At 65.3% G+C, this 21,799-nt stretch carries 22 protein-coding genes; 11 read left to right on the top strand and 11 right to left on the bottom strand.

All coding sequences use genetic code 11. The features are described 5' to 3' along the window. The first annotated feature begins 51 nt into the window (after positions 1–51). From AC07PQ_RS07365 to AC07PQ_RS07345, 5 genes are all read left to right on the top strand, one after another. Positions 52–369: a DUF7693 family protein gene (locus AC07PQ_RS07365; protein WP_493184990.1), complete on the top strand. Its 318-nt coding sequence runs from the start codon at positions 52–54 to the stop codon at positions 367–369. A 258-nt stretch (positions 370–627) separates the two neighbouring features. Continuing rightward, the gene (locus AC07PQ_RS07360) at positions 628–2,112 is read left to right on the top strand and encodes a tyrosinase family protein (protein WP_007931274.1); all 1,485 of its coding nucleotides are present in this window, start codon (positions 628–630) and stop codon (positions 2,110–2,112) included. 10 nt (positions 2,113–2,122) lie between these two features. Further along, positions 2,123–2,890: a copper chaperone gene (locus AC07PQ_RS07355; RefSeq protein ID WP_493184991.1), complete on the top strand. Its 768-nt coding sequence runs from the start codon at positions 2,123–2,125 to the stop codon at positions 2,888–2,890. Continuing rightward, positions 2,883–4,958: a hypothetical protein gene (locus tag AC07PQ_RS07350; RefSeq protein ID WP_493184992.1), complete on the top strand. Its 2,076-nt coding sequence runs from the start codon at positions 2,883–2,885 to the stop codon at positions 4,956–4,958. The genes AC07PQ_RS07355 and AC07PQ_RS07350 overlap by 8 nt, the downstream gene beginning before the upstream one ends. A 55-nt stretch (positions 4,959–5,013) precedes the next feature. Continuing rightward, positions 5,014–5,349, top strand: coding sequence for a hypothetical protein (locus AC07PQ_RS07345; RefSeq protein WP_007931271.1), 336 nt, complete (start codon positions 5,014–5,016; stop codon positions 5,347–5,349). A gap of 54 nt (positions 5,350–5,403) precedes the next feature. On the opposite strand, the gene AC07PQ_RS07340 is transcribed toward AC07PQ_RS07345, so the two are convergent. After that, complete coding sequence (locus tag AC07PQ_RS07340) at positions 5,404–5,613, bottom strand: hypothetical protein (RefSeq protein ID WP_493184993.1); 210 nt, start codon at positions 5,611–5,613, stop codon at positions 5,404–5,406. Between the two features lie 148 nt (positions 5,614–5,761). Here AC07PQ_RS07340 and AC07PQ_RS07335 point away from each other — a divergent pair, with 148 nt between their 5' ends. From AC07PQ_RS07335 to AC07PQ_RS07320, 4 genes are all read left to right on the top strand, one after another. Then, entirely contained in the window at positions 5,762–6,232 is a 471-nt protein-coding gene (locus AC07PQ_RS07335; RefSeq protein ID WP_493184994.1) for an arsenate reductase ArsC, read from the top strand. Continuing rightward, positions 6,232–6,966 (top strand): arsenical resistance protein ArsH, encoded by a 735-nt coding sequence (arsH, locus tag AC07PQ_RS07330; RefSeq protein WP_007931268.1) that lies wholly within the window; start codon positions 6,232–6,234, stop codon positions 6,964–6,966. Before AC07PQ_RS07335 ends, arsH begins: the two co-directional genes overlap by 1 nt. 87 nt (positions 6,967–7,053) lie before the next feature. Continuing rightward, positions 7,054–7,668 carry a DNA-3-methyladenine glycosylase family protein gene (locus AC07PQ_RS07325; RefSeq protein WP_053260790.1) on the top strand — a complete coding sequence of 205 codons (615 nt, stop codon included), beginning with the start codon at positions 7,054–7,056 and terminating at the stop codon, positions 7,666–7,668. A 189-nt stretch (positions 7,669–7,857) separates the two neighbouring features. Then, the gene (locus AC07PQ_RS07320; RefSeq protein WP_101337653.1) at positions 7,858–8,130 is read left to right on the top strand and encodes an Ada metal-binding domain-containing protein; all 273 of its coding nucleotides are present in this window, start codon (positions 7,858–7,860) and stop codon (positions 8,128–8,130) included. Here AC07PQ_RS07320 and AC07PQ_RS07315 read toward each other — a convergent pair. The 6 genes from AC07PQ_RS07315 to dctP form a co-directional block, all read right to left on the bottom strand. Then, on the bottom strand, positions 8,114–9,211 hold the full coding sequence (locus AC07PQ_RS07315) for an extracellular solute-binding protein (RefSeq protein WP_124320523.1): 1,098 nt from the start codon (positions 9,209–9,211) through the stop codon (positions 8,114–8,116). The genes AC07PQ_RS07320 and AC07PQ_RS07315 overlap by 17 nt on opposite strands. A 2-nt stretch (positions 9,212–9,213) precedes the next feature. Further along, positions 9,214–10,338, bottom strand: a complete 1,125-nt coding sequence (gene aguA / locus AC07PQ_RS07310; RefSeq protein ID WP_493184995.1) for an agmatine deiminase — start codon at positions 10,336–10,338, stop codon at positions 9,214–9,216. A gap of 101 nt (positions 10,339–10,439) precedes the next feature. Beyond that, on the bottom strand, positions 10,440–11,327 hold the full coding sequence (locus AC07PQ_RS07305; RefSeq protein ID WP_053260786.1) for a LysR substrate-binding domain-containing protein: 888 nt from the start codon (positions 11,325–11,327) through the stop codon (positions 10,440–10,442). Positions 11,328–11,514: 187 nt separating this feature from the next. Further along, the gene (dctM, locus tag AC07PQ_RS07300; protein WP_007931262.1) at positions 11,515–12,798 is read right to left on the bottom strand and encodes a C4-dicarboxylate TRAP transporter large permease protein DctM; all 1,284 of its coding nucleotides are present in this window, start codon (positions 12,796–12,798) and stop codon (positions 11,515–11,517) included. Next, the gene (locus AC07PQ_RS07295; RefSeq protein ID WP_007931261.1) at positions 12,798–13,430 is read right to left on the bottom strand and encodes a TRAP transporter small permease; all 633 of its coding nucleotides are present in this window, start codon (positions 13,428–13,430) and stop codon (positions 12,798–12,800) included. The genes dctM and AC07PQ_RS07295 overlap by 1 nt, the downstream gene beginning before the upstream one ends. An 89-nt stretch (positions 13,431–13,519) precedes the next feature. Then, positions 13,520–14,509, bottom strand: a complete 990-nt coding sequence (gene dctP, locus AC07PQ_RS07290; RefSeq protein ID WP_007931260.1) for a C4-dicarboxylate TRAP substrate-binding protein DctP — start codon at positions 14,507–14,509, stop codon at positions 13,520–13,522. A gap of 252 nt (positions 14,510–14,761) precedes the next feature. On the opposite strand from dctP, the gene AC07PQ_RS07285 reads away from it, so the two are divergent. Continuing rightward, positions 14,762–16,339, top strand: coding sequence for a phospholipase effector Tle1 domain-containing protein (locus AC07PQ_RS07285; RefSeq protein ID WP_493184996.1), 1,578 nt, complete (start codon positions 14,762–14,764; stop codon positions 16,337–16,339). Then, entirely contained in the window at positions 16,339–16,992 is a 654-nt protein-coding gene (locus AC07PQ_RS07280; RefSeq protein ID WP_493184997.1) for a DUF2931 family protein, read from the top strand. Before AC07PQ_RS07285 ends, AC07PQ_RS07280 begins: the two co-directional genes overlap by 1 nt. A 24-nt stretch (positions 16,993–17,016) precedes the next feature. On the opposite strand, the gene AC07PQ_RS07275 is transcribed toward AC07PQ_RS07280, so the two are convergent. The 4 genes from AC07PQ_RS07275 to AC07PQ_RS07260 form a co-directional block, all read right to left on the bottom strand. Then, positions 17,017–17,832, bottom strand: coding sequence for an HpcH/HpaI aldolase/citrate lyase family protein (locus AC07PQ_RS07275; RefSeq protein WP_493184998.1), 816 nt, complete (start codon positions 17,830–17,832; stop codon positions 17,017–17,019). A gap of 192 nt (positions 17,833–18,024) precedes the next feature. Further along, positions 18,025–19,230 (bottom strand): CaiB/BaiF CoA transferase family protein, encoded by a 1,206-nt coding sequence (locus tag AC07PQ_RS07270; RefSeq protein WP_053260782.1) that lies wholly within the window; start codon positions 19,228–19,230, stop codon positions 18,025–18,027. A gap of 20 nt (positions 19,231–19,250) precedes the next feature. Continuing rightward, positions 19,251–20,600 (bottom strand): MmgE/PrpD family protein, encoded by a 1,350-nt coding sequence (locus AC07PQ_RS07265; protein ID WP_493184999.1) that lies wholly within the window; start codon positions 20,598–20,600, stop codon positions 19,251–19,253. Positions 20,601–20,610: 10 nt separating this feature from the next. Then, positions 20,611–21,774, bottom strand: coding sequence for an acyl-CoA dehydrogenase family protein (locus AC07PQ_RS07260; protein WP_493185000.1), 1,164 nt, complete (start codon positions 21,772–21,774; stop codon positions 20,611–20,613). Between the last annotated feature and the right edge of the window lie 25 nt (positions 21,775–21,799).

Genomic DNA, 21,799 nt, shown 5'->3' with positions numbered 1-21,799 from the left:
CCGGCCCGCAACAATGGCAAAATAGCCGCCGCCCATGCCCGAGACCGTCCCATGCCAGCCACCCCCACCCTCACCGCCCGCGAAATCTGCCAGGTGCTCAGAGAACTGGCCCTCAGCACCCGCACCCTGGGTCCATCGAGCCACCGCGTTTTGCTGGCGGACGATAGCTGGCAAGTGCGGCTCGACATCGAAGGCTGGACCCTGACCCTGGTCAACCATGGCCAGACCCTGAGCCACTGCGAGCAATGCCGCTCGCCGGATGGCCGGGTCGAAACGCTCGACGCCTGGCAGCGCTACGGCACCGACCCGGTCAAACTGCTGAGCATCTGGGAACACCAGCAGTTGCAGCGCCTGCTGCAGGCGTTGTGACCACCTTCATTACACCCACGCCAATCCCCCGTCCGTCCGCCCAAGCCACCGGAACCCGTGTCGTTCATCGGGATAATGGGAATCGGCCATGGCGTTTTTGCCAGGCCTCTATACTCATTTTCGACGAGGCGCGCACCGGCACTGCGGGCCTCATGAGCGCAGTTCCGCCGTGAACATGAAGTCGCCAGCGGCAAAGGATTGCGAGGGGTGTGGCGCCATACGCGTCACCTGGCCTGATGCTGCAAGGAAGGTGCATTCATGAACACGATCCGACAGGATGTGGCAACACTCGGCTCCGGATGGAACAACAAGGTCTTGCTCAACTACGCGCTGGCCATGCGCGAACTGGACAAACTACCGATCACCAACCGCAACAGCTGGAAGTTCCTCGGCGCCATCCACGGCTTCGATCGGCAGTTGTGGGTCGAGGTGAATGTCCTGGGCGATTCCGACCCGGTTCCCAAGGACCTGACCAACTTTACCTACGGCAGCCAGTGCCAGCACGGCAGTTGGTACTTCCTGTCCTGGCACCGCGGTTACCTGGCGGCCTTCGAGGCGATTGTCGCGGCCAAGGTCAAGGAACTGACGGGCGACGACTGGGCGCTGCCGTACTGGAACTACCTCAATAGCAAAAACCCGGATGCGCGGCGGGCCCCGGAGGCATTCCTGGCGGACACCCTGCCTGACGGCAGTCCCAACCCGCTGAAGAAATACCCTCGCCGGCAGGGCTTTACCACGCTGCGGCCGAACTCCCTCGATGCCTTCAGCCTGGCGGCTATGCAGGAGAACGATTTCCAGGTCGGCAATGACGGCAGCATCGGCTTCGGCGGCGGGGTCACCGGCAATTTCGCCCAGTTCGCCCGCTGGACCGGCGACCTGGAGAACAACCCGCACAACACCGTGCATCGCCTGATCGGCGGGGGCGAAGGCTTCATGGCCGACCCGTACCTCGCCGCCCTGGACCCGATCTTCTGGTTGCACCATTGCAACGTCGACCGGCTCTGGGAGGCCTGGATGAACACCCCGGGCAAGACCATGGTCCGCGATCCGCGCTGGCTCGACGGTCCGGCCGACCGCCGTTTCATCATGCCGACGGTCGGTGGCAGTGACCCTGGCATGAAATTCACCGGCCGCGACACATTGAAGGATGGCAAATTGCACCCGCGCTATGCCGACTTGAGCATCGGCACGGGCGTGAAACCAGGAGTAGAGGCTGTGACACGGGTCAAGATGGGTGCGCCGGAACAACAGAACATCGAACCGATCGGTGCCAACCGTTCGGTGGTCACGGTCGGCGGCGCGCCGGTGCGCACCCAGGTCGACCTCGACCGCCAGGCCACCAGCACCGGCATCGCCGCGATGGGCGCGACGGACCTGGGCCAGCCGGTGACCCGGCTCTACCTGGCGCTGGAATCGGTGCGCGGCTCCGCGCCCTCGCCGCAGCTTGCGGTGTACATCAACCTGCCGAAAGACAGCGATCCGCAGCAGCATCCCGAGTGCCATGCCGGCAGCCTGACGCTGTTCGGGCTGAACGTCGCCTCGCGGCCGGACGGTGGCCATGGCGGCCACGGGCTCGGCTATACGATCGACATCACCGACCTGGCCCAGCGGCTGACCGATGCCGGCGATTTCGATCCCGACTATCTGCGGGTGACCCTGGTCCCAGGCGAGCAGGTATCGGCGGATAAACCGGTGACCGTGGAGCGGATCAGCGTGCTCAAGCGCAGCGGTATCGTCAGCTGAGTAACGCCCCATGCAACCCGGACCGGTCTTGCTCAGCTTCACCCGGGCGCCCTGGCCGTTGCTGTTCGCGACGGCCGGGCTGGGCCTGGCCCTGTGTCTCTACACCGCCGGGCACAGCACCCTGCCCGCCTTCTGCGGTTCCGCGCTGTCCATCGTTGCCAGTTGGCCCACCGTGCTGGAGGCCGAGCTGGCCCTGAACCCGGTGCAGCAGATGCTGGCCGACTGGGCCCTGATGCTGCTGGCGATGATGCCGCCGCTGCTGGCAATGCCACTCATGCATGTCTGGCGCTCCAGCCTGCCGCGCCGGCGCATTCGCGCGGCGCTCGGCTTCCTGCTCGGCTACAGCGCCTTATGGCTGGCCGCCGGACCGCTGCTGATGGTGCTCGCCTTATTGCTGCAACTGAGTGTCGCCGACGCGGCGCTGGCCACGGCGCTGCTGGTTGCCCTGCTGTGGAGTGCCAGCCCCTGGCAACGCGCGGCGCTCAACCGTGGCCACCGCATGCGCCGGATCGGCCTCTTCGGCTGGGCCGCCGACCGCGATTGCCTGGTCTTCGGCGCAAGCCACGGCGCCTGGTGCATCGCCTCATGCTGGGCCTGGATGCTGGTGCCGCTGCTGGGCGGGGCCTGGCACATTCCACTGATGCTGGTGGCCGGGGCCATCATGCTGGTCGAACGCCTGGCACCGGGCGATCGGCCGCGCTGGCACTGGCCGGTGATGCTCCCCCGGCTCGATCTCTGGCTCCTGACTACGCGCAAGGTGGCGCACTCCCATGACTAGACGGACCTGCCTGGCGATCGGCGTGAGCACGCTGACGCCGTTGCCAAACCAGACGCTGCGCTTCGCCTACCTGGACGGCGCCGTGCTCGCCGCCCGTTCGATCGGCGACTGGGCGCTGCGCTCGGGCTTCGGCGCCGACAACGTCAGGATCGTCGACGACGGCCCGATAGACGGCCAGGGCAATCCGGTCACCCGCGAACGGGTGCAACAAGCGGTGGATGAGCTGTTTCCCTCGGGCGCCGAAGTGGTCGAGCAATTGATCCTGGCGTTTTGCGGCCACGGCCTGACCGACGCGAATATCGGCTCGATCTCCTGGCTGTTCAGCGACTCGCTGCGCCAGAAGTACCGCGTCCTGGCCGACTCGTTCTACACCGAGCTGCTGCTGCACGGCGTGCAGCGCATCACCCTGATTACCGATGCCTGCCGCGAGGCGCCGAAGAATCTCGACCTGACGCGACTGGATGCGGTGCGCGGAATCGTCGTGCAAGGTACGCAAGTGGAAAACCCCAGGTTCGACCGCCTGGCCGCCTGCCAGGACGGGCAGCTGGGTTACATGGTGTCCGAACCGATGTCCGGCGCTCCGGGCAAATGCGTGTTCTCCGGGGTGATCGCCGATGCGCTGTGGGGCATCGAGCCGACCGCCATCAGCAATGGCCTGATCACCACCGCGACCCTCGGCATGTGCGTGCGCTCGCGCACCACCGAGCGGGCGAAAGAGTATCGCCTCAAGCTGAACCCGCAATGCCTGGTCGATCCGGAACCGGCCGTGCTCTACAACACCGCCCAGCCGTTGCCGGGCCCCGCCGGGTTGCAGCCCTGGCCGGCCGCGGGCAACGCCGCCACCATGGGCCCGGCCGCCGGCCCGACGGATTCCGCCGAGCACAATCTGGAGCGGGTACACAGCGACGCGGCCTTTCGCGAGCGCATGCTCGGCGCCGATTTCGGGCTCAAGCAGCATGACCTGGCGGTTCCCGCCGACCAGATGATCAGCATTCCCGACTCCAGCAAGGAGCTGCTGCAGGATCTGGTGGTGCTCCGCCAGCAGAGCCCGCGTTTTCCCGAGAAGAAACAGAAGGTCAAGGCGCTGGTCCAGCGCCTGGAAGCGGATGCCGCCGCCGATATGCGCAAGTCCGCGGCCACCGAGGTTCGCCGGCGGATGAAACAGATCGGCGACCCCGGCGAGGCCAACCTGATCGTCTACGGCGAGGGCGCGAAGCTCCTGTCCCGGGCTCCGATCGAGCGACTGGACAGCACCTCACTGTTCGAAACGTTCCGCGCCACCAGCGATCCCCAGGGGATGCCGGTCCTGGTGGCGCTGGCCGATGGCACCTTCACCCCGGTGGTGCCTTATGCGGGTCAGTACACCGTGGTGATGCCCAGCCCCCTCGGCGATATTTTCCAGGCCTATGGCATGCCCAAGGCCCCCGACAGATACCTGGCGATGCTCGGCGCGATCGACGATTTCGCCGCTGGCCGGCTACAGGCCGAAGACATCGACCAGTTCGCCGCTGGCGTGTGCCATAAAAAGCATGCCGACCCCATGCTGGGTGTGATCTGCGCCTACCTGTACCGTGCCGTTGCCGACTACGACAGCATCCGGCGCCTGGCGTATTTTTATGCCGCCCAGGGCCAGCCGGTGCCTTTCGACATTGCCTTGCTCGGGGCCATGCGGGTGACCCAGGAGGCAGACGGCACCCCACGCTTGCAGATACCGGCCGTCAAGGCGCGCGCGCTGCGACCCAAGGCGGCCAAGGCCCCTGATTATGTCCGGCGCGCGACACCCGCGGTGCAGGCCTGGATCGGCGGGCGTTGCCCCTGGCTGGGGCTGGGCTGGGACTATGTCAACGACCCGCGTCCGGAATGGGCCGCACTGGTCGAAGGGCTGGCCGAGCATGCCAGATTGGTGCGGCACAGCGGATCCACGGTGCTGCCGGGCAAGGTGGCGCGCAAGCTGGCAAAAGCCTGGCACCTGCGATCATCGGCCCGGGAAGACCTGACGCGACCCGCGGTAGCCCGCCAGGTACCCGCCAAGGAAACGAACCGACCCTCGCAACGGTCTGAACAGTGATGGCATTGAGAATGGGGCCACGCCACGCCCTGTCATTCACACTGGAGGTCTCGTCATGAGCGCCCTGACAATCGAAGGCTGGTGCAAGGCCAGCGATGGGCAAAAATCCACGCCGCTGGGAGAGATCCATTTCTACGTCGATGGCCCCCTGCACCTGCGCCTGGAAGAAGCCGAGGAACGCCTGCAGAAAACCCATGAACAGGAGGCCATGGTCGACGTCGACATGGACACCATGGAGCTGATCATGCCCGAGGGGTACAGCCCCCTGTCCGACTGCCGGATGCGCGTCTATTTGCAGCACGGTCGCGGCCAGTTCCACCTGGTGGGGCACCGAGCCAGCGATGGCAGCCTGATCTACAGCAACGCGGTGCTGATCGACCAGCTGCTGTAGCAAAGCGGCTTCTGCGCCAGCGCCATTTCGTCCGGGCGTTATCGCTCCCGAGGCTCACCAGAGGCCGGGAACCAAGCGCCAGCGCACCCGCTGGCAATAGTTGGCATAACCGGGCAACTCGGCCTGCAACAGCTGGTCCTCCCATGACGTGCGCAGGACCAGCAGCGCCGCAGCCAGCGCCGCGGGAGCCAGCGCCAGCAGTTTTTTGTCCCAGTTTTGGGTACCCGCCTGGAAGCGGCTGCGCGCGCAGCCCCCCCTGCCCAATCCGGCACCGAGACGCGCAGCTGCGCTCGGTCGCTCACCCCTATCGGCAGCTTGGCAACTCGCTTTCACATCCGTATATTCGAATAACCATATATTCAAGCCCGTGACTGTTTAACGTCATGGCTCCCCCCTCTGCCCGGAAGCCCCGATGAAAATCCTCTTCATGTGCACCGCCAACAGCTGCCGCAGCGTTCTTTGCGAAGCCCTGTTCAACCATCTGGCGCCGGCCGCTCACCAGGCGGTGAGTTCGGGCAGCTTCCCCGGCGGCACGCTCAACGCCCGCGCCCTGGCCACCCTGGAACAGGCCGGTGTCAGCACCGCCGGCCTGTACAGCAAAGGTTCGGAGGTCTTCGCCGACAGCCCGCCCGATATCGTCATCACCGTCTGCGACAAGGCCGGTGGCGAGCCCTGCCCGGTGTATTTCGGCCCGGCGCTGAAAAGCCACTGGGGGCTGGAGGACCCTTCCGAGGTCCAGGGCGATGAGCAGGCAATCCAGGCCGCCTTCGAGCAGACCGTGCAGAAAATCCGCCAGCGCTGCGCCGCCTTCTTCGCCCTGGACCTCGACCACCTCTCGCCCGCCGAGCTGAAAAATGCCCTCGACCGCATCGGAGCGCTGTGATGAACGACGACCGCAAGCCCAGCGAAGAACCACTGTCCGCCCTTGACCTTGAACTGCTGCAAGCCTTGGCGCCGGAGCATCTGGAGACCCCGGCGACAGCCGCGCACAAACCGCGCATCCTGCTGCTCTACGGCTCCACCCGCGAGCGCTCGTTCAGCCGCCTGCTGACCCGGGAAGCGGCGCGCATTCTCGAGTTCCTCGGCGCCGAAACCTACATCTTCGACCCCAGCGGCCTGCCCCTGCCGGACGATGCGCCGGTGGACCACCCCAAGGTCCGGGAACTGCGCGAACGGGTGCTGTGGTCCGAGGGCCAGGTCTGGTGCTCGCCGGAACGCCACGGCGCCATGTCGGCGGTGTTCAAGGCGCAGATCGACTGGATCCCCTTGACCCTCGGCGCGGTACGCCCGACCCAGGGCAAGACCCTGGCGGTGATGCAGGTCTGCGGCGGCTCGCAGTCGTTCAACACGGTCAACCAGCTGCGCGTACTGGGCCGCTGGATGCGCATGTTCACCCTCCCCAACCAGTCCTCGGTGCCCAAGGCCTTTCTCGAATTCGATGACGACGACCGCATGAAGGCCTCGCCCTTCTACGACCGGGTGGTGGATGTGATGGAAGAACTGATGAAGTTCACCCTGCTCCTGCGCGGCCGCGCCGACCTGCTGGTGGACCGCTACTCGGAACGCAAGGAAAGCGCCGCGGCGCTGTCCAGCCGGGTCAATCAGCGTTCGATCTAGATTCACGGAATTCCAGCGCAAGAGACCGAGTGCAGCGCCAGGCATTGCTGGTTAATCTCTGGCAACGCCCTTGGTCCAGGACTCTCCATGCCCGATCCGTTTCTTGAGGCCCGCGCCTTTCTGGCCGGGCTCGACCCCGACTGGGCTCGTCACGTCGAGGCGGTCGGCCCTTGCCTGCACCAGGCCAAGCCGGCCCGCGAACCCTGCGAGGCGCTGGTGCGGGCGATTGCCTATCAGCAACTGCACGCTCGCGCCGGCGATGCGATTCTCGGGCGCTTCCTGGGGTTGTATGGGCAAACCTTCCCCTCCCCCGAGCAGATCCTCGCCACCGATTTCGAGGCATTGCGCGCCTGTGGTTTTTCCGCCGGCAAGATCGCCACTATCCGAGGCATCGCCGCGGCGACCCTGAGCGGCGTGGTGCCGGATTACCAGGCGGCCCGGGCCATGGACGACGAGGCGCTGATCGAGCGCTTGACCCGCCTGCGCGGCATCGGTCGCTGGACCGTGGAGATGCTGCTGATCTACAGCCTGGAACGCCTGGACATCCTGCCCGCCGACGACTTCGGCGTGCGCGAGGGCTACCGGCGCCTGAAGGGTCTGGAGCAGCAGCCGACCCGCAGGCAGATGATCGAGATCGGCCTGTCCTTGCGCCCGCATCGCACGGTGGCGGCCTGGTATCTGTGGCGGGTGCCGGCGCGCTGACGGGTGTGTTCATCGCGCAGGTGCAGGTAGGTACAGCGGGATGCCAACACCTGTAGCCGCTGCCGAGCCCGCGAGGCTGCGATCGGGGCGCAGCCCCGTAAACCTGGCGATGCAGTTGGCGTTGGCCTGGCGACCGCTACGCGGTCGATCGCAGCCTCGCAGGCTCGTCAGCGGCTACAGGAGGGACGGATGAACGCCGAAAAAAGCTGGCGGTTGCTCGATGCCCAGGGCAACACCTTTCTCAGCGAACAACCGGGCACCCTCGGCGGCCACCGTGGCAGCCGGATCTACGGACGGCTGGATTGCCCGGCCGCCCTGCGCGCCATCGCCCGTGGCGGTTATGTCCGCCAGCGGGTGTTCTTTGCCGACGAGGCCAGCGCCCGCAGCGCCGGTTATCGACCCTGCGCCCGCTGCCTGCCGCAAGCCTACGCCGCCTGGCGCGCGCTCACAGCCCCGACTTGAGGCGGCTGAAGGCGCGGATCAACGCACGGTTGAAGGCCTTGCCGTTGTCGTTCTTGCTGTACAGCGAGGCCCGCACCTCGGGGGTCGGATAGGTGCCTGGGTCGTTGCGAATCGCCGGATCGACCAGGGCATCCGCTGCGCTGATGGCATTGGCGTAATGGATGGTGTCGGTGATCGGCGCGATCACCTGCGGGGTCATCAGGTAATCCATCAACGCCAGCCCGGCCTCGGGGTGCGGGGCGTCCTTGGGGATGACCATGGCGTCGAACCAGATCAGCGTGCCCTCCCTGGGGATGCGATAGCGCAAGGTGAAGGGCTTGTGCGCCGCCTCGGCCTGCCCGGCGGCGATCGCCACGTTGCCGTTCCACGACATGGCCACGCAGGTGTTGCCGTTGGCCAGGTCGCTGATGTTCAGGTCGTTGTCGAAGTAGCGGATATAGGGCCGGATCTTCGCCAGTTGCTGCTCGGCGAGTTTCAAGTCGTCGAGGTTCTGCCGGTTGATGTCCAGGCCCAGGTACTTCATCACCGCGGCGAACACCTCGTTGGGATCGTTGAGCAGGCTGACCCCGCAGTCGGCGAATTTCGCCACCACCGCCGGATCGAACAGCATCGCCCAGCTGTCCCGCGGCGCATCGGCCAGGCGCTGGCTGACCGCCTGCTCCTGATAACCGACACCGGTGGTGCCCCAGGCATAGATCCCGGCATAACGGTTGCCCGGGTCGAACACCGCCATATGCTGGCGGAACTCCTCGCCGACCCCGGCCAGGTGCGGCAGGCGCTGCTTGTCCAGCGGCTGGAGCGCGCCGCTGGCGATGGCCCGGGACAGGTGCTGGCCGGCGGTCAGCACCAGGTCGTAGCCGCTGCGCCCGGTGAGCAGCTTGGTCTCCACGGTCTCCAGGGAATCGAAGTGATCGACCACCACGCGGATGCCGGTCTGGCGCTCGAAGTTGTCCAGGGTGTCCGGGGCCAGGTACTCGCCCCAGATATACAGATTGACCGTGGGTTCGGCCTCGTCGGCCGCCTGGGCGCACAACGGCGCCAGCACCAGCAGCAACGCGCGGCCCAGCCTGTGCAGGTTCATGTTCAGCCCTCTTCGCCGGTGCGCCGGGGAGCCGCGTATTGCGGCATGGTGATGCAGGCGACGTTGCCGCCGCCGAGGAGAATTTCCCGTGAATTGTCGATGCCGACGATGCGGTGCCGGGGGAAGAGTTCGGCCAGGGTGGCCAACGCCGTTTTGTCGTTACGGTCGCCGAACAGCGGCACCACGATCGCGCTGTTGCCGGCGTAGTAGTTGATGTACGAGGCACAGATCCGCGTGCCGGCCTGGCGCACATGGGTGCTGTCCAGCTGGTCCAGGCCTTCGGCTTCGGCGGCGGTCCATTCCAGCACGTCCGGCTGCGGCAGTTTGTGCACCACCAGCTCGCGGCCACGGCTGTCGCGGGTGCTGCGCAGGATATCGTAGGCCTCCTGGTAGATTTCCCACTGCGGGTCGTCGCGGTTGTCGGTCCATTGCAGCACCACTTCGCCGGGGCGCACAAAACACGCCAGGTCGTCGACATGGCCGTCGGTCTCGTCGAACTTGCAGCCGCGCGGCAGCCAGATCACCTGCTCCGCGCCCAGGTAGTCGGTGAGGCGCCGGGTGACCTCGGCCTTGCCCAGGTGCTGGTTGCGATTGCGGTTGAGCAGGCACTGCTCGGTGGTGAGGATACTGCCCTGGCCATCGCTCTGGATGCCGCCCAGCTCGGCGATCAGCGGCGCGCGGTAGCGGTCGAAGTTTTCGATCTCGAGGATCTTGGCGGCGATCTGGTCGTCCTTGTCCCAGGGGTAATACAGGCCGCCGTCGAGGCCGCCATAGGCGTTGAACTCGAAATCGACGCCGCGCACTTCGCCGCTCTGGTCGTTAACCACGAAGCACGGCCCGCTGTCGCGGAACCAGGTGTCGTTGCAGGTCATTTCCACCACCCGCACCTGCGGCGGCAACAGCCGGCGGGCATTGGCGAACTGGGCGGCGGAAGCACAGACGGTGACCGGTTCGCTCTGGGCAATCGCGGTAACGATCCGCACCCAGACCTTCTGCGCCGGCTTGGCGCCATTGCGCCAGACGTCGGTGCGCTCCGGCCAGCCGAGCCAGCAACCGGCCTTGGTTTCGAATTCGCCGGGCAGGCGAAAACCATCGTGTTTAGGAGTGGTGCCGAGCAATCGGGCCATGGGGGCAAACCTCATCGGTGCTGGGGAATGGCCACCAAACTAGCGCCGCGCCGGGTCAAGGCACCAACGATGAATATTGCGCGACAGTTGAATTCAACTCATCAATCGCTCAACTGATCGGTGAACCAGTCCAGCAACTGCATCAGCGCCGGGCGCTCCAGGCGCACCCGCTCGCACACCAGGGCGTACTGCCCCAGGGCGGTCATGCTGGCGGCGTTGAAGGGCCGCACCAGTCGGCCATTGAGCAGGTCTTCCTGGGCCGTCAGGTTATCGCCCATGGCCACGCCCTGCCCTTGCGCCGCCGCTTCCAGCGCCAGCCCGGCGTGGGCGAAATACAGCTGGCGCGCCGGGCGCAAATCGCCGGCGTGGCTGGTCAGCCAGGCGGTCCAGGTCTTGCCGTCCTGATCGTCGTGCAACAGGCAATGGCGGGCCAGGTCCCGCGGGCTTTTCAGGGTGCCCTGGTTGAACAGCCCGGGGCTGCACACGGGGAAGAACTGCAGGCTCGGCAACGGCCGCACGAAGTAGGCGCTGCTGTCCTGCGGGCCGCTGCCGTAGGTGATCGCCAGGTCGATGTCCTCGCCCGGCACACTGGCGTCGATCGGCTGTTCATAGAGATGCAGGGTGATATGCGGGTAACGCGCGGAAAAGTCCGCCAGCCGGCTCATCAGCCATTTCTGCGCCAGCTCGGCGGTCACCGCCAGGCGCAGCACCGCCAGGGAAGACGGATCGCGCAGCTCGTCGCAGGCTTCGCCGATCAGCTCGAAAGCCTGCTGCAGGCTCTGCATCAGCCGCCCGGCCGCCAGGGTCGGGCGGATCTGCCGGCCCTCGCGGACGAACAACGACACCCCGAGTTGCTCTTCGAGCTGGCGGATCTGATGGCTCACCGCGCTGTCGGTGACGCACAGCTCAGCCGCCGCCCGACCAAAATGCGCATGCCGCGCCGCGCACTCGAAAGTCCGTAATGCCGCCAGGGAAGGCAGACGTCGCATATCCAAGCCCCCGAAATGAAGGCGTCCATGCTGCCGCGACGCAGCGCCAGCGTCCAGCGCCCCGTAGGAGCGAGGCTTGCCTGCGATAAGCCCGCAAGAGCGCTGCACATCTCAAGGCCCCATCGCCAGCAAGCTGGCGCCTGCAAGGATCGTGCAAACCGCCTCTCCTGCAAGTAAAGGCGTTGCGTCAGTTCATCCCCAGCCAGTTCGGCAACGCCAGGGAAATGAACGGCACGTAGGTCACCAGGATCAGGAACGCCAGCAGGATCATCAGCCACGGCAAGGCCGCGCGGATGGTCTGGCCGAGTGTCAGGCCGGTCACCGCCGAGGTGACGAACAGGTTCAGGCCCACCGGCGGATGCACCAGGCCGATCTCCATGTTGACCACCATGACGATCCCCAGGTGGATAGGGTCGATGCCCAGCTTCATGGCGATCGGGAAGAAGATCGGCGCCAGGATCAGCACGATGGCCGAAGGCTCCATGAAACTGCCCGCCACCAGCAGCACCACGTTGACCATCAGCAGGAAGCCGATGGGCGACAGCCCGGCGTCCATGACGAAGGTGGTGATCTGCTGCGGGATCTGCTCGGTGGTCAGCACATGGGCGAAGAGCATGGCGTTGGCGATGATGAACATCAGCATGATCGACAGCCGGCCCGACTCCACCAGCACTTTCGGGCAGTCGCGCAGGCGCATGTCCTTGTAGACGAACAGCGCGACGAAGGCCGAATACACCGCCGCCACCGCCGCCGCCTCGGTCGGGGTGAACAGGCCGCTGTAGATGCCGCCGAGGATGATCACCAGCAACAGCAGGCCCCAGAAGGCGCGGCGCGCGGTGCTCAGCCATTGGCGGAAGGACACCCGCGGTTGCGCCGGCAGCTTCTTGATCCGCGCGACGATGTAGATCACCACCATCAGGATCACGCCCAGCAGCAGCCCCGGCACCACACCCGCCATGAACAGCTTGCCGACCGAGGTTTCGGTGGCCGCCGAGTACACCACCATCACGATCGACGGCGGAATCAGGATGCCCAGGGTCCCGGCGTTGCAGATGATCCCGGCGCCAAACTCCCGTGGGTAACCGGAACGCACCATGCCGGCCACCGCGATCGAACCCACCGCCGCCACGGTCGCCGGCGACGAACCGGACAGCGCGGCGAACAGCATGCACGCCAGCACCGCGGCAATCGCCAGGCCGCCACGGATATGCCCGACGCAGGCGTTGGCGAAATCGATCAGGCGTTGCGCCACCCCGCCGGTGGTCATGAAGGCCCCGGACAGCAGGAAGAACGGGATCGCCAGCAAGGTATAGGCTTCGGAGGTTTCGAACAGCTTGATCGCCAGGGAGCTCAGGGAGTCCGGGCTGAACAGCAGGATCGACGTGGCGCCGGCCAGCCCCAGGGAAATGGCGATCGGCACGCCGAGGAACATGAACACGAACAGCATCAGAAACAGGCAGAGAATGGCCATCAGTGCTGATCCTCGTGGTGACTGGCAAGCTTGCTGGCCTCGGCCGCCTCATCGGCCAGGCCCAGGTTGATCTGCCCGCGCATGAGGATGCGCCACATGATTTCCAGGTAGCGGATCAGCACCAGGGCAAAACCGAAGGGCACGATCATCGCGATGTGCGACAGGTGGATGCCGAACTGGTCCAGGTCCTCGGCTTCGATGCCGGCCTGGATCAGCGCCATCAACCACTTGAAGCTGGCGACCATGAACAGCCCGGCGTAGACCATGCAGCACAGGCAGGCGATCACCGCCAGCAGGCGCTGGGCCGGGCGCGAGGCCAGCTTGACCAGCGCGTCCACCCCCAGGTGCCCGGCGGTGCGCACGCCGTAGGAAATGCCGAAGAAGATCAGCCAGCCAAACAGCATCTTGGTCAGCGCCACGCTCCAGACCATGTCCTGGGCCAGTTCCATGAGGAAGTCGCCGATCCCCAGGAACAGCGCGCTGCCCCCTTCCCAGGCATCGCCGATGGCGTAGAACAGCGGGTAGAGGTTGTTGAGCACCACGTAGACGAAAGTCACCAGCGTCATGGCCGCCAGCAGGAAGGCGATGAACGCCTCTTCAAAATGTTCCCAGAACCGCCTCAGCCTGTGCATTGAGGTTCTCCGCGAAAGTGCCAGTGGAGTGCAGCCCGATAGCGGCTGCCGATGGGCCGCTGCGAGCGCAGCGGCCGGGATGCAGGTGGTTATTGCGCCTGGTTGGCGGCTTCGGCGGCCTGGATCAGGTCGGCGCCGATATCGCCCTCGAACTTCTTCCACACCGGGCGCATGGCCTCGCGCCACTCGTTGCGCTGCTCGGGAGTCAGGGCGACGATTTCGCTGGTCTTGGCGTCGATGATCTTCTGCCGGGACGTCTGGTTCAGGGCTTCGGCCTGCTTGTTCACTTCCACCGAGACCTCGGCCATGATTTTTTCCAGCTCGCCGCGCACATCCGCCGGCAGGCCGGTCCAGAACTTGGCGTTGGTGATCACCATGTAGTCGATCAGGCCGTGGTCGGTCTCGGTGAAGTACTTCTGCACCTCGTGGACCTTCTGGCTTTCATAGTTCGACCAGGTGTTCTCGGTGCCGTTGACCACGCCGGTCTGCAGGCCCTGGTAGACCTCGGCGAAGCTCATCTTGCGCGGGTTGGCGCGCACCGCCTTGAACTGCTCCTCAAGCACGCTGGAAGCCTGCACGCGGAACTTCAGGCCGCGGGCGTCCTTGGGTTCCACCAGCTTCTTGTTGGCCGACAGCTGCTTGAGGCCGTTGTGCCAATAGGCCAGGCCAAGGATGCCCTTGTCCTGCATGGCGGTCAGCAGCTGCTTGCCCTCGGCGTGCTGGAAGCGGTCGACGGCGGCGAGGTTGTCGAACAGGAATGGCAGGTCGTAGATCTGCACCTTCTTGGTGTACTGCTCGAACTTGGCCAGGGACGGCGCGAGCAACTGCACGTCGCCCAGCAGCAGCGCCTCCATTTCCTTGCCGTCGCCGAACAGCGAGGAGTTCGGATACACCTCGACCTTGACCCGGCCCGGCAGGCGTTCCTCGGCCAGCTTCTTGAACAGCAGGGCGCCCTGGCCCTTGGGGGTGTTTTCCGCCACCACGTGGGCGAACTTGATCACGATAGGGTCGGCGGCCTGCGCAAGACCGGCGCCCAGCAATGCGGCGGCACAGAACAACGCCCGGGAGAGCTTGAACATGGACTTCACCTTCTTATTGTTGTGGTTGATCGCAGAGTGCCTAAGGGCACGCGTATTGAGAATTTTGAATTTTTGATACCTGCGTTCGCCTGGGCCGAACGCCGGGCGCTACCGGCGATAGGCGCCTGAAGTTCCATCCCCCCTACGATGGAATCAGCCGCAACCGAGCCTGTTGCAGATTCCTCCTAAATCCATCCTCCGCCCTTCCCGGTACGGTCTCCAGCACCCTCTTCGACCGCACCAGGACCACCCATGGCCAACAACGGACCCGGGCCGATGCCCCGCCTTCTACGGCCCGCCATTCCCAATCAGAGCCCCAACCAACCACCCGCCGAAACCGCACAGCCCAGCTACGGCGAACAGCTCTGGGCGCAGTACGAGAAGTACGCCAAAGAGCCTGCACCACCGCCTGAAAAGATTCAGGTGGCGCTGCGCATTGGCGTGTTCTTCGACGGTACCGGCAACAACGCCAGCAACTCGGCCATGGGCCAGCTTTGCGGCGCGCAGCATGCCATTGAAGCCAGGGATATCGATGGCAGCTGCAAGCCGTATATGAGGGATCCGCAGAGTAGTTATGGGAATGATGTGAGCAATGTTAAGCGGTTGAGTGATTTGTACTTTTCCAACCAGAAAGTCGAGGGTGGAGAAGAGCAAAAGCTAGCCTATCGCTCAATCTATATTGATGGCATCGGCACACAGGCCGGTGAAAAAGACAGCCTGCTCACCTCGGGTACAGGGCGTGGCGACACAGGAATCTCAGGGTGCGTGCAGAAAGCATTTCGTGCGATCAAGGAACGTATCCGTGAAGCCCACGAAGATAATCCCGAAAGCGAAATCACTTCTCTGACCTTCGATGCCTTCGGCTTTAGCCGAGGTGCGGCGGCAGCCCGGCACTTTGCCAATGAAGTCGTGCGCTGGCTCGGACCACTCGAGCTAATTCTCCACGACTACTCCAGTGCCTTCAGCCCCCGCTTCAACCGACAGTACGGCCACGACGTAGACATGGGCTTTATTGGTCTGTTCGATACGGTGCCGTCGGTTGCCGGGCCGGGCAATCTGGGCAACGTGCGCAGCGCCATTGCCCCAGGTATCAAGCTGCACCTCGACCGCCGCTACTTTCGCTCGGTGGTGCAACTGGTCGCCCGCGACGAGTACCGGGCCAACTTTGCCCTGAGCCGGGTCAGTCCCGACCATGTGGAAATCGCCTTGCCCGGCGCCCATTCGGATATCGGCGGCGGTTATCTGGATGATGCTCAGGAATGTGTACTGATCAGTCCGATGCAGGCGCTGGAGGTGCCCATTAATACCGAGGTGACCCAGACCTCGATTTACCGGGACACGGTACAGGCAAAATCACGCTGGCGGGCCAAGGGCTGGCCTGCACAATGGCTGGAAATCATCACGCCGGAGCCGATGCTGTTGCCCCAGGATCTCCAGGACCGCCTCGCCCCCCGCAGAAAACGGGTATATGCCGGCCTACAGCTCAAGCGCTCTATAAGCAACAGGTTATCGAGGGTGTATCTACGCGTCATGTATGAACTGGCCAAGCAGAATGGCGTGCGCTTCAAGGTCATCGACGAACAGGATCCGGACTACGCCATCCCGCAAGAGCTTCAAGCCCTTTGTGACAGATTTGTCGCCGGTGATTACAGTACGACGCCGGCCGAGGAGACCCTGCTCAAGCTGCGTTATATCCATCTCTCGGCCCACTGGAATCACCCGTTAGGCAAACAACACGGCGGCAGCCTTAAAGTTGTCTATATCAACGCCCCCACGGTGGATGCCGTGCGTGTGCAACATCCTCACGTACCTGACTGGACGCTTTGGTAATGAGAGTATTCATCGCCCTGCTGGGCACACTTCTGTTAATTGGTTGCCACGCTGATCCGCTTTCCGGAAAACACGACCCCAAAGATCCTTGGTGGGAGCTTGGCTTCATCGAGCCGTTCTACATGGAGGTCTGGGTCGAAGACAGCGCTGTTGAAGATATCAACGGAAAGCTATTCCGTCGTACTGGTGGCGGCTCCGCTGCGGGCGGTGATATGGGTTACGACAAAGAGTGGGCCAGAGGATGGAGTGGTGGAGTTGGAGGCAACGGTAAGTCGGTAGTAGGCGCAGACCTACCCAAACGCATTTTCGTGCGCTGGCAATCGGTCGTGGAACCCCAAACTTATCGAGCATGGATAGATATCCCGGAAGAAGCCCGGAAAATCATGTCCACCTCGACGAATCGACGCTGCCCGGAAACTCCGCACCAGACTGCCCGCTATATGGCATCGGTCTATCTGGGCCTCGCTCCTGGCGGCATCGTACAAGTCTGGGTCAGGGACGAATGCCATCACCCGGTCAAAGTCGCCCGCGCCCAGGGTGAAATCGAGCCACTGGGCCCACACCTGGGCAAATCCAACGGCCACTATTACCCCCTGTCCGAAAACTCCAAGCGCTACATAGAGCAATACGGCATTCCCTATGGCAGTTGGTAACGCGCTCCTGCGCGATTGCAGTATTCAGGGACTCAGCGCCAACAAGCGCTGGGCCCGCAGCAACACCGGCGCGTCGACCATCTGGCCGTCGATCTGGTAGGCGCCGGCGCCGTGGCTGCCGGCGTCCACCACCCGTTGCGCCCAGGCCAGATCTTCGGCGCTGGGGGCCAGGGCCTGGTGGATCACCGGCACCTGTTTCGGGTGGATGCACAAGGCGCCGGCAAAACCCATTTCATAGGCGTGGCGAATGGACTGGCGCAAACCTTCGGGGTCGTCGATGGCCGGGTGCACGCCATCCAATGGCGGCACCAGGCCGGCGGCGCGCGAATGCAGGATCAGCGCCAGCCGCGCCTGGTCGAGGGCGAACTGCGCCGCCGCCGAACCGCTGCACAGGTTGAGGTCCAGTGCCAGGTCCAGGCCGCCGAAAGACAGGCGCTGTACCGCAGGAGCCCGGGCGATTTCCGCCAAAGCCAAGAGCCCGCGCGCGCTTTCGATGATCGGCCAGATCTGCTTGCCGGTGGCCGCCACGGTCGCCACCTGGGCGGCGCTTTCGACCTTGGGCAGCAGGATGCCGACCACCCCGGCCTGGGCTTTGCAGAACCCCAGGTCGGCGGCATGTTCGGCATGTTCCGGGGCATTGACCCGCACCCACAGCCGCGCCTGGGGCTGGCTGTTGAGGTACTGGCCGAGGTTGTCCCGGGCCTGGCGCTTGAGCGGCTCTTCCACCGCGTCCTCGAAATCGACGATCACCGCGTCGGCGCCGCTGGCCAGCGCCTTGCCGAAACGCTCGGGACGGCTGCCCGGGACGAACAAGGCAGAGCGGACAATAGGGTTGGGCATGTTGAATTCCTTGTAAGTGATGCGGGGTCCGCGGACCGGATTATCTGTGCCTTGATGGTGCATGCTTGCCCGCGAGAGGCCCTTGAGGGCGATGCCGATCTCAAGGGCCCCTTCGCCAGCAAGCTTGGCTCCTACAGAGGCCACCCACGTCAACGGACCTATCCGTGCCAGCCCCTGTAGGAACGAGGGGTTTCAGATCACGCCATTGGCCTGCAACTGCTCGATGGCATCGCTGGACAGGCCCAGTTCGGCGAGGATCGCGCCGCTGTGCTGGCCCAGCCCGGGAACGCCGTCCATGCGTGGCTCGAACGCGGCATTGCGCGCCGGCGGCAGCAGCGACGGCAGCTTGCCGGCCGGGCTGTCGACCTCGCGCCAGCCGTCGCGGGCCTTGAGCTGCGGGTGCTGCCACACGCCCTGCATGTCGTTGACCCGGGCGCTGGCGATCTGCGCCTGCTCCAGCCGCTCGATCACCGCCTCCACCGTCAGCCGGGCGAAGCTGTCGACGATGATCTGCCGCAGCGCCTCGCGATTGGCCGAGCGCTTGAAGTTGGCCGAGAAGCGTTCGTCACCGGCCAGCTCCGGCATCAGCAGCACCTTGTCGCAGAACGCCGCCCATTCGCGCTCGTTCTGCAGGCCGAGCATCACCGTGCCGCCATCCCCCGCCGGGAACGGCCCGTAGGGGTAGATGGTCGAGTGCGCCGCGCCGGCCCGGGGCGGTGGCGGCGCACCGTCGAAGGCGTAGTACATCGGGTAGCCCATCCACTCCACCAGGCTTTCCAGCATGCTCACGTCGATGCGGCTACCCTGCCCGGTCCTGCCGCGCAGCAACAGCGCCGAGAGGATGCCGCTGTAGGCGTACATGCCGGCGGCGATGTCGGCGATCGAGCAGCCGGCCTTGGCCAGTTGCTCCTCGCCCGGGCCGCCGGTCACCGACAGGAACCCGCCCTCGCTCTGGATCAGCAAGTCGTAGGCCTTTTTCTTCTCATAAGGGCCGCCCTCGCCATAACCGGAAATGTCACAGACGATCAGCCGCGGAAAGCGTTCATGCAGCGCCTCGAACGACAGGCCCATGCGCGCCGCCGCGCCCGGCGCGAGGTTCTGCACCAGCACGTCGGCCTGGGCCAGCAGGCGTTCAAGAATGTCGCCGGCGGCGTCCTGCTTGAGGTCCAGGGTCAGGCTTTCCTTGGAGCGGTTGGTCCAGACGAAATGCGAGGCCAGGCCGCGCACGCGCTCGTCGTAGCCACGAGCAAAATCGCCACTGCCGGGGCGCTCGACCTTGATCACCCGGGCGCCCAGGTCGGCCAGTTGGCGGGTGCAGAACGGCGCGGCGATGGCGTGTTCCAGGCTGACCACGGTGATGCCGTCCAGCGGCCGGGGTTGTGCGGTATTGAGTGTCATAAGGCGTCCTCGGGGCGGGCTCAGAGCAATTCGTTCAATTGCGCGGTGTCGCGCAGGTTCCACACCTGGCGGATCAGGGCCGCGCCCTGCTCCGGGGTGCGCGCACCGGAGAAGCGCAGCAGGCGCTGGAACTTGTCCGCCAGCTCGGCCCGCGACAGGCCGTTGCCCGGATCGCCCTTGGGCTCGTCAATGGCACCGTGCAGGGTGCGGCCATCGTCGGTGCTGACCACTACACGGCCCAGCCAACGCTGCGGATAGGCACGATCGACCTCGGGGTCGAGGCGCATCGACACCTTGTCGCGAAACGCCGCCACCGCCGGGTCGTTCAGCGCCAGCTCCTGGAACTCCGGCAGCCCGGCCTTGCCATGCACGGCGATCAGGCCGAGCACGGTGCCCATGGAGAACTTGGCCTGGTGCACGGTCTGCGGCACGCTCACTCGCCCCAGCACATCGATGGCGCCCTGGTGCACGCGGGTTTCCACGCTAGCGATCCGCTCATGGCTGAGGCCTTCGCCCTGCATCAGCGCCAGCAAGGCATCGGCGGCCGGATGAGTGTGGCGGCAGGAGGCGTGGAACTTGAACGAGGTTTCCAGCAAGGCCCAACGACTGCCCAGACGGTCGGACAGGCGCGCTGGCTCGGCATCCCAGGACATGCCCGCGGCCATGCCCTGCTCGCCTTCGAGAATATTGCGCGCGCCGCTCAGCCCGTCGCGGGTCAGGTAGGCGGCGAGCAGCCCGTCGGCCGCGGCCTTGGCCGTGTGCAACTGCTTGGAGTCCGCGGCGTCGCGCAAAAACTCCCAGAGGCCGGCAGCCTGGGTCCCGGCGCTGCCCAGCAGATTGATGAACTGCACCTGGTCGAAGTCCATCAACTTGCCCACCGCCACCGCCGCCGCGAGGGTGCCGACGGTGGCCGTGGTGTGGAAGATCCGGTAATGGGAACGGCCCATGAACTCGCCAATGCGAATCCCCGCCTCGTAGCCGGCCACCGCCGCCAGCAGCAGTTCCTGGCCGGACTTGCCCAGGTCCTGGGCCGCCGCCAACGCGGCCGGGAACACCACGGTGGCCGGGTGCAGCACCGAGCTGTTGTGCAGGTCGTCCTGCTCCACCAGATGGGAAGACGCGGCGTTCACCAGGGCGGCGAAATAGGCCGAGCTGCCGCGGCCGTTGACCAGGATCCGCGCCGGACCATCGGCCGGGCCCATCTGCTGGGCGTAACGCTCGAACAACGGGATCGGATGCGCGCCCTGGCTGGCCAGGGCCGAGCCGAGCCAGTCGAGGAACAGCTCTTCGGTGCGCGCCAGCACGCTGTCGGGCAACTGCGGGTAACTCAGGCCGGCAAGGAACCCGGCCAAGGCTTGGGTATGGCTCATGCTCGATTCCTCAGAAGCTGCGCGGCAGTTCGAGCAGGTGCTCGGCCACATAGGACAGGATCAGGTTGGTGGAGATCGGCGCCACCTGGTACAGGCGGGTCTCGCGGAACTTGCGCTCGACGTCGTATTCGCAGGCGAAGCCGAAACCGCCGTGGGTCTGCAGGCAGGCGTTGGCCGCCTCCCACGAGGCCTTGGCCGCCAGGTACTTGGCCATGTTGGCGCTGGCCCCGGCGTTAAGGCCGCTGTCGTATTCCTCGCAGGCGCGCCAGCGCATCAGGTCGGCGGCCTCGATCTCGACATGGGCTTCGGCGATGGGGAACTGCACGCCCTGGTTCTGCCCGATGGGCCGGCCGAACACCACGCGGTCGCGGGCGTACTGGCTGGCCTTTTCGATAAACCAGCGGCCGTCGCCGATGCACTCGGCGGCAATCAGCGTGCGCTCGGCGTTGAGGCCGTCGAGGATGTACTTGAAGCCCTTGCCCTCCTCGCCGATCAGGCTATCGGCGGGGATTTCCAGGTTGTCGAAGAACAGCTCGTTGGTCTCGTGGTTGACCATGTTGGCGATCGGCTGCACGGTCAGGCCGTGGCCGATGGCCTCGCGCAGGTCGACCAGGAAGATCGACATGCCTTCGGATTTCTTCTTGACCTCGGCCAGCGGCGTAGTGCGCGCCAGCAGGATCATCAGGTCGGAATGCTGGATCCGCGAGATCCACACCTTCTGCCCGTTGATCAGGTACTTGCCGCCACGCTTGATCGCGGTGGTCTTGATCTTGGTGGTGTCGGTGCCGGTGGTGGGCTCGGTGACGCCCATCGATTGCAGGCGCAGTTCGCCGCTGGCGAGCTTTGGCAGGTAGAAACGCTTCTGCGCTTCGCTGCCGTGCCGCAGCAGGGTGAACATGTTGTACATCTGCCCGTGCACGGTGCCGGAGTTGCCGCCGCAGCGGTTCACCTCCTCCAGGATCACCGAGGCTTCGGCCAGGCCCAGGCCCGAGCCGCCGTATTCGGCCGGGATCATCGCCGCCAGCCAGCCGGCGTCGGTCAGGGCCTTGACGAAGCGTTCCGGGAAACCTTTTTCTTCATCGATCTTGCGCCAGTAGGCGGCATCGAACTCGGCGCACAGGGCCCGCACGCCTTCACGGATGGCATTCAATTCTTCATTGCTGTTGGGGTTCATCGAACGGCTCTCCGCCTGTGGTTAT

The sequence above is a fragment of the Pseudomonas sp. GW821-FHT09E12 genome, assembly GCF_059416085.1.
This window is presented reverse-complemented; position numbering and strand designations above follow the sequence as displayed.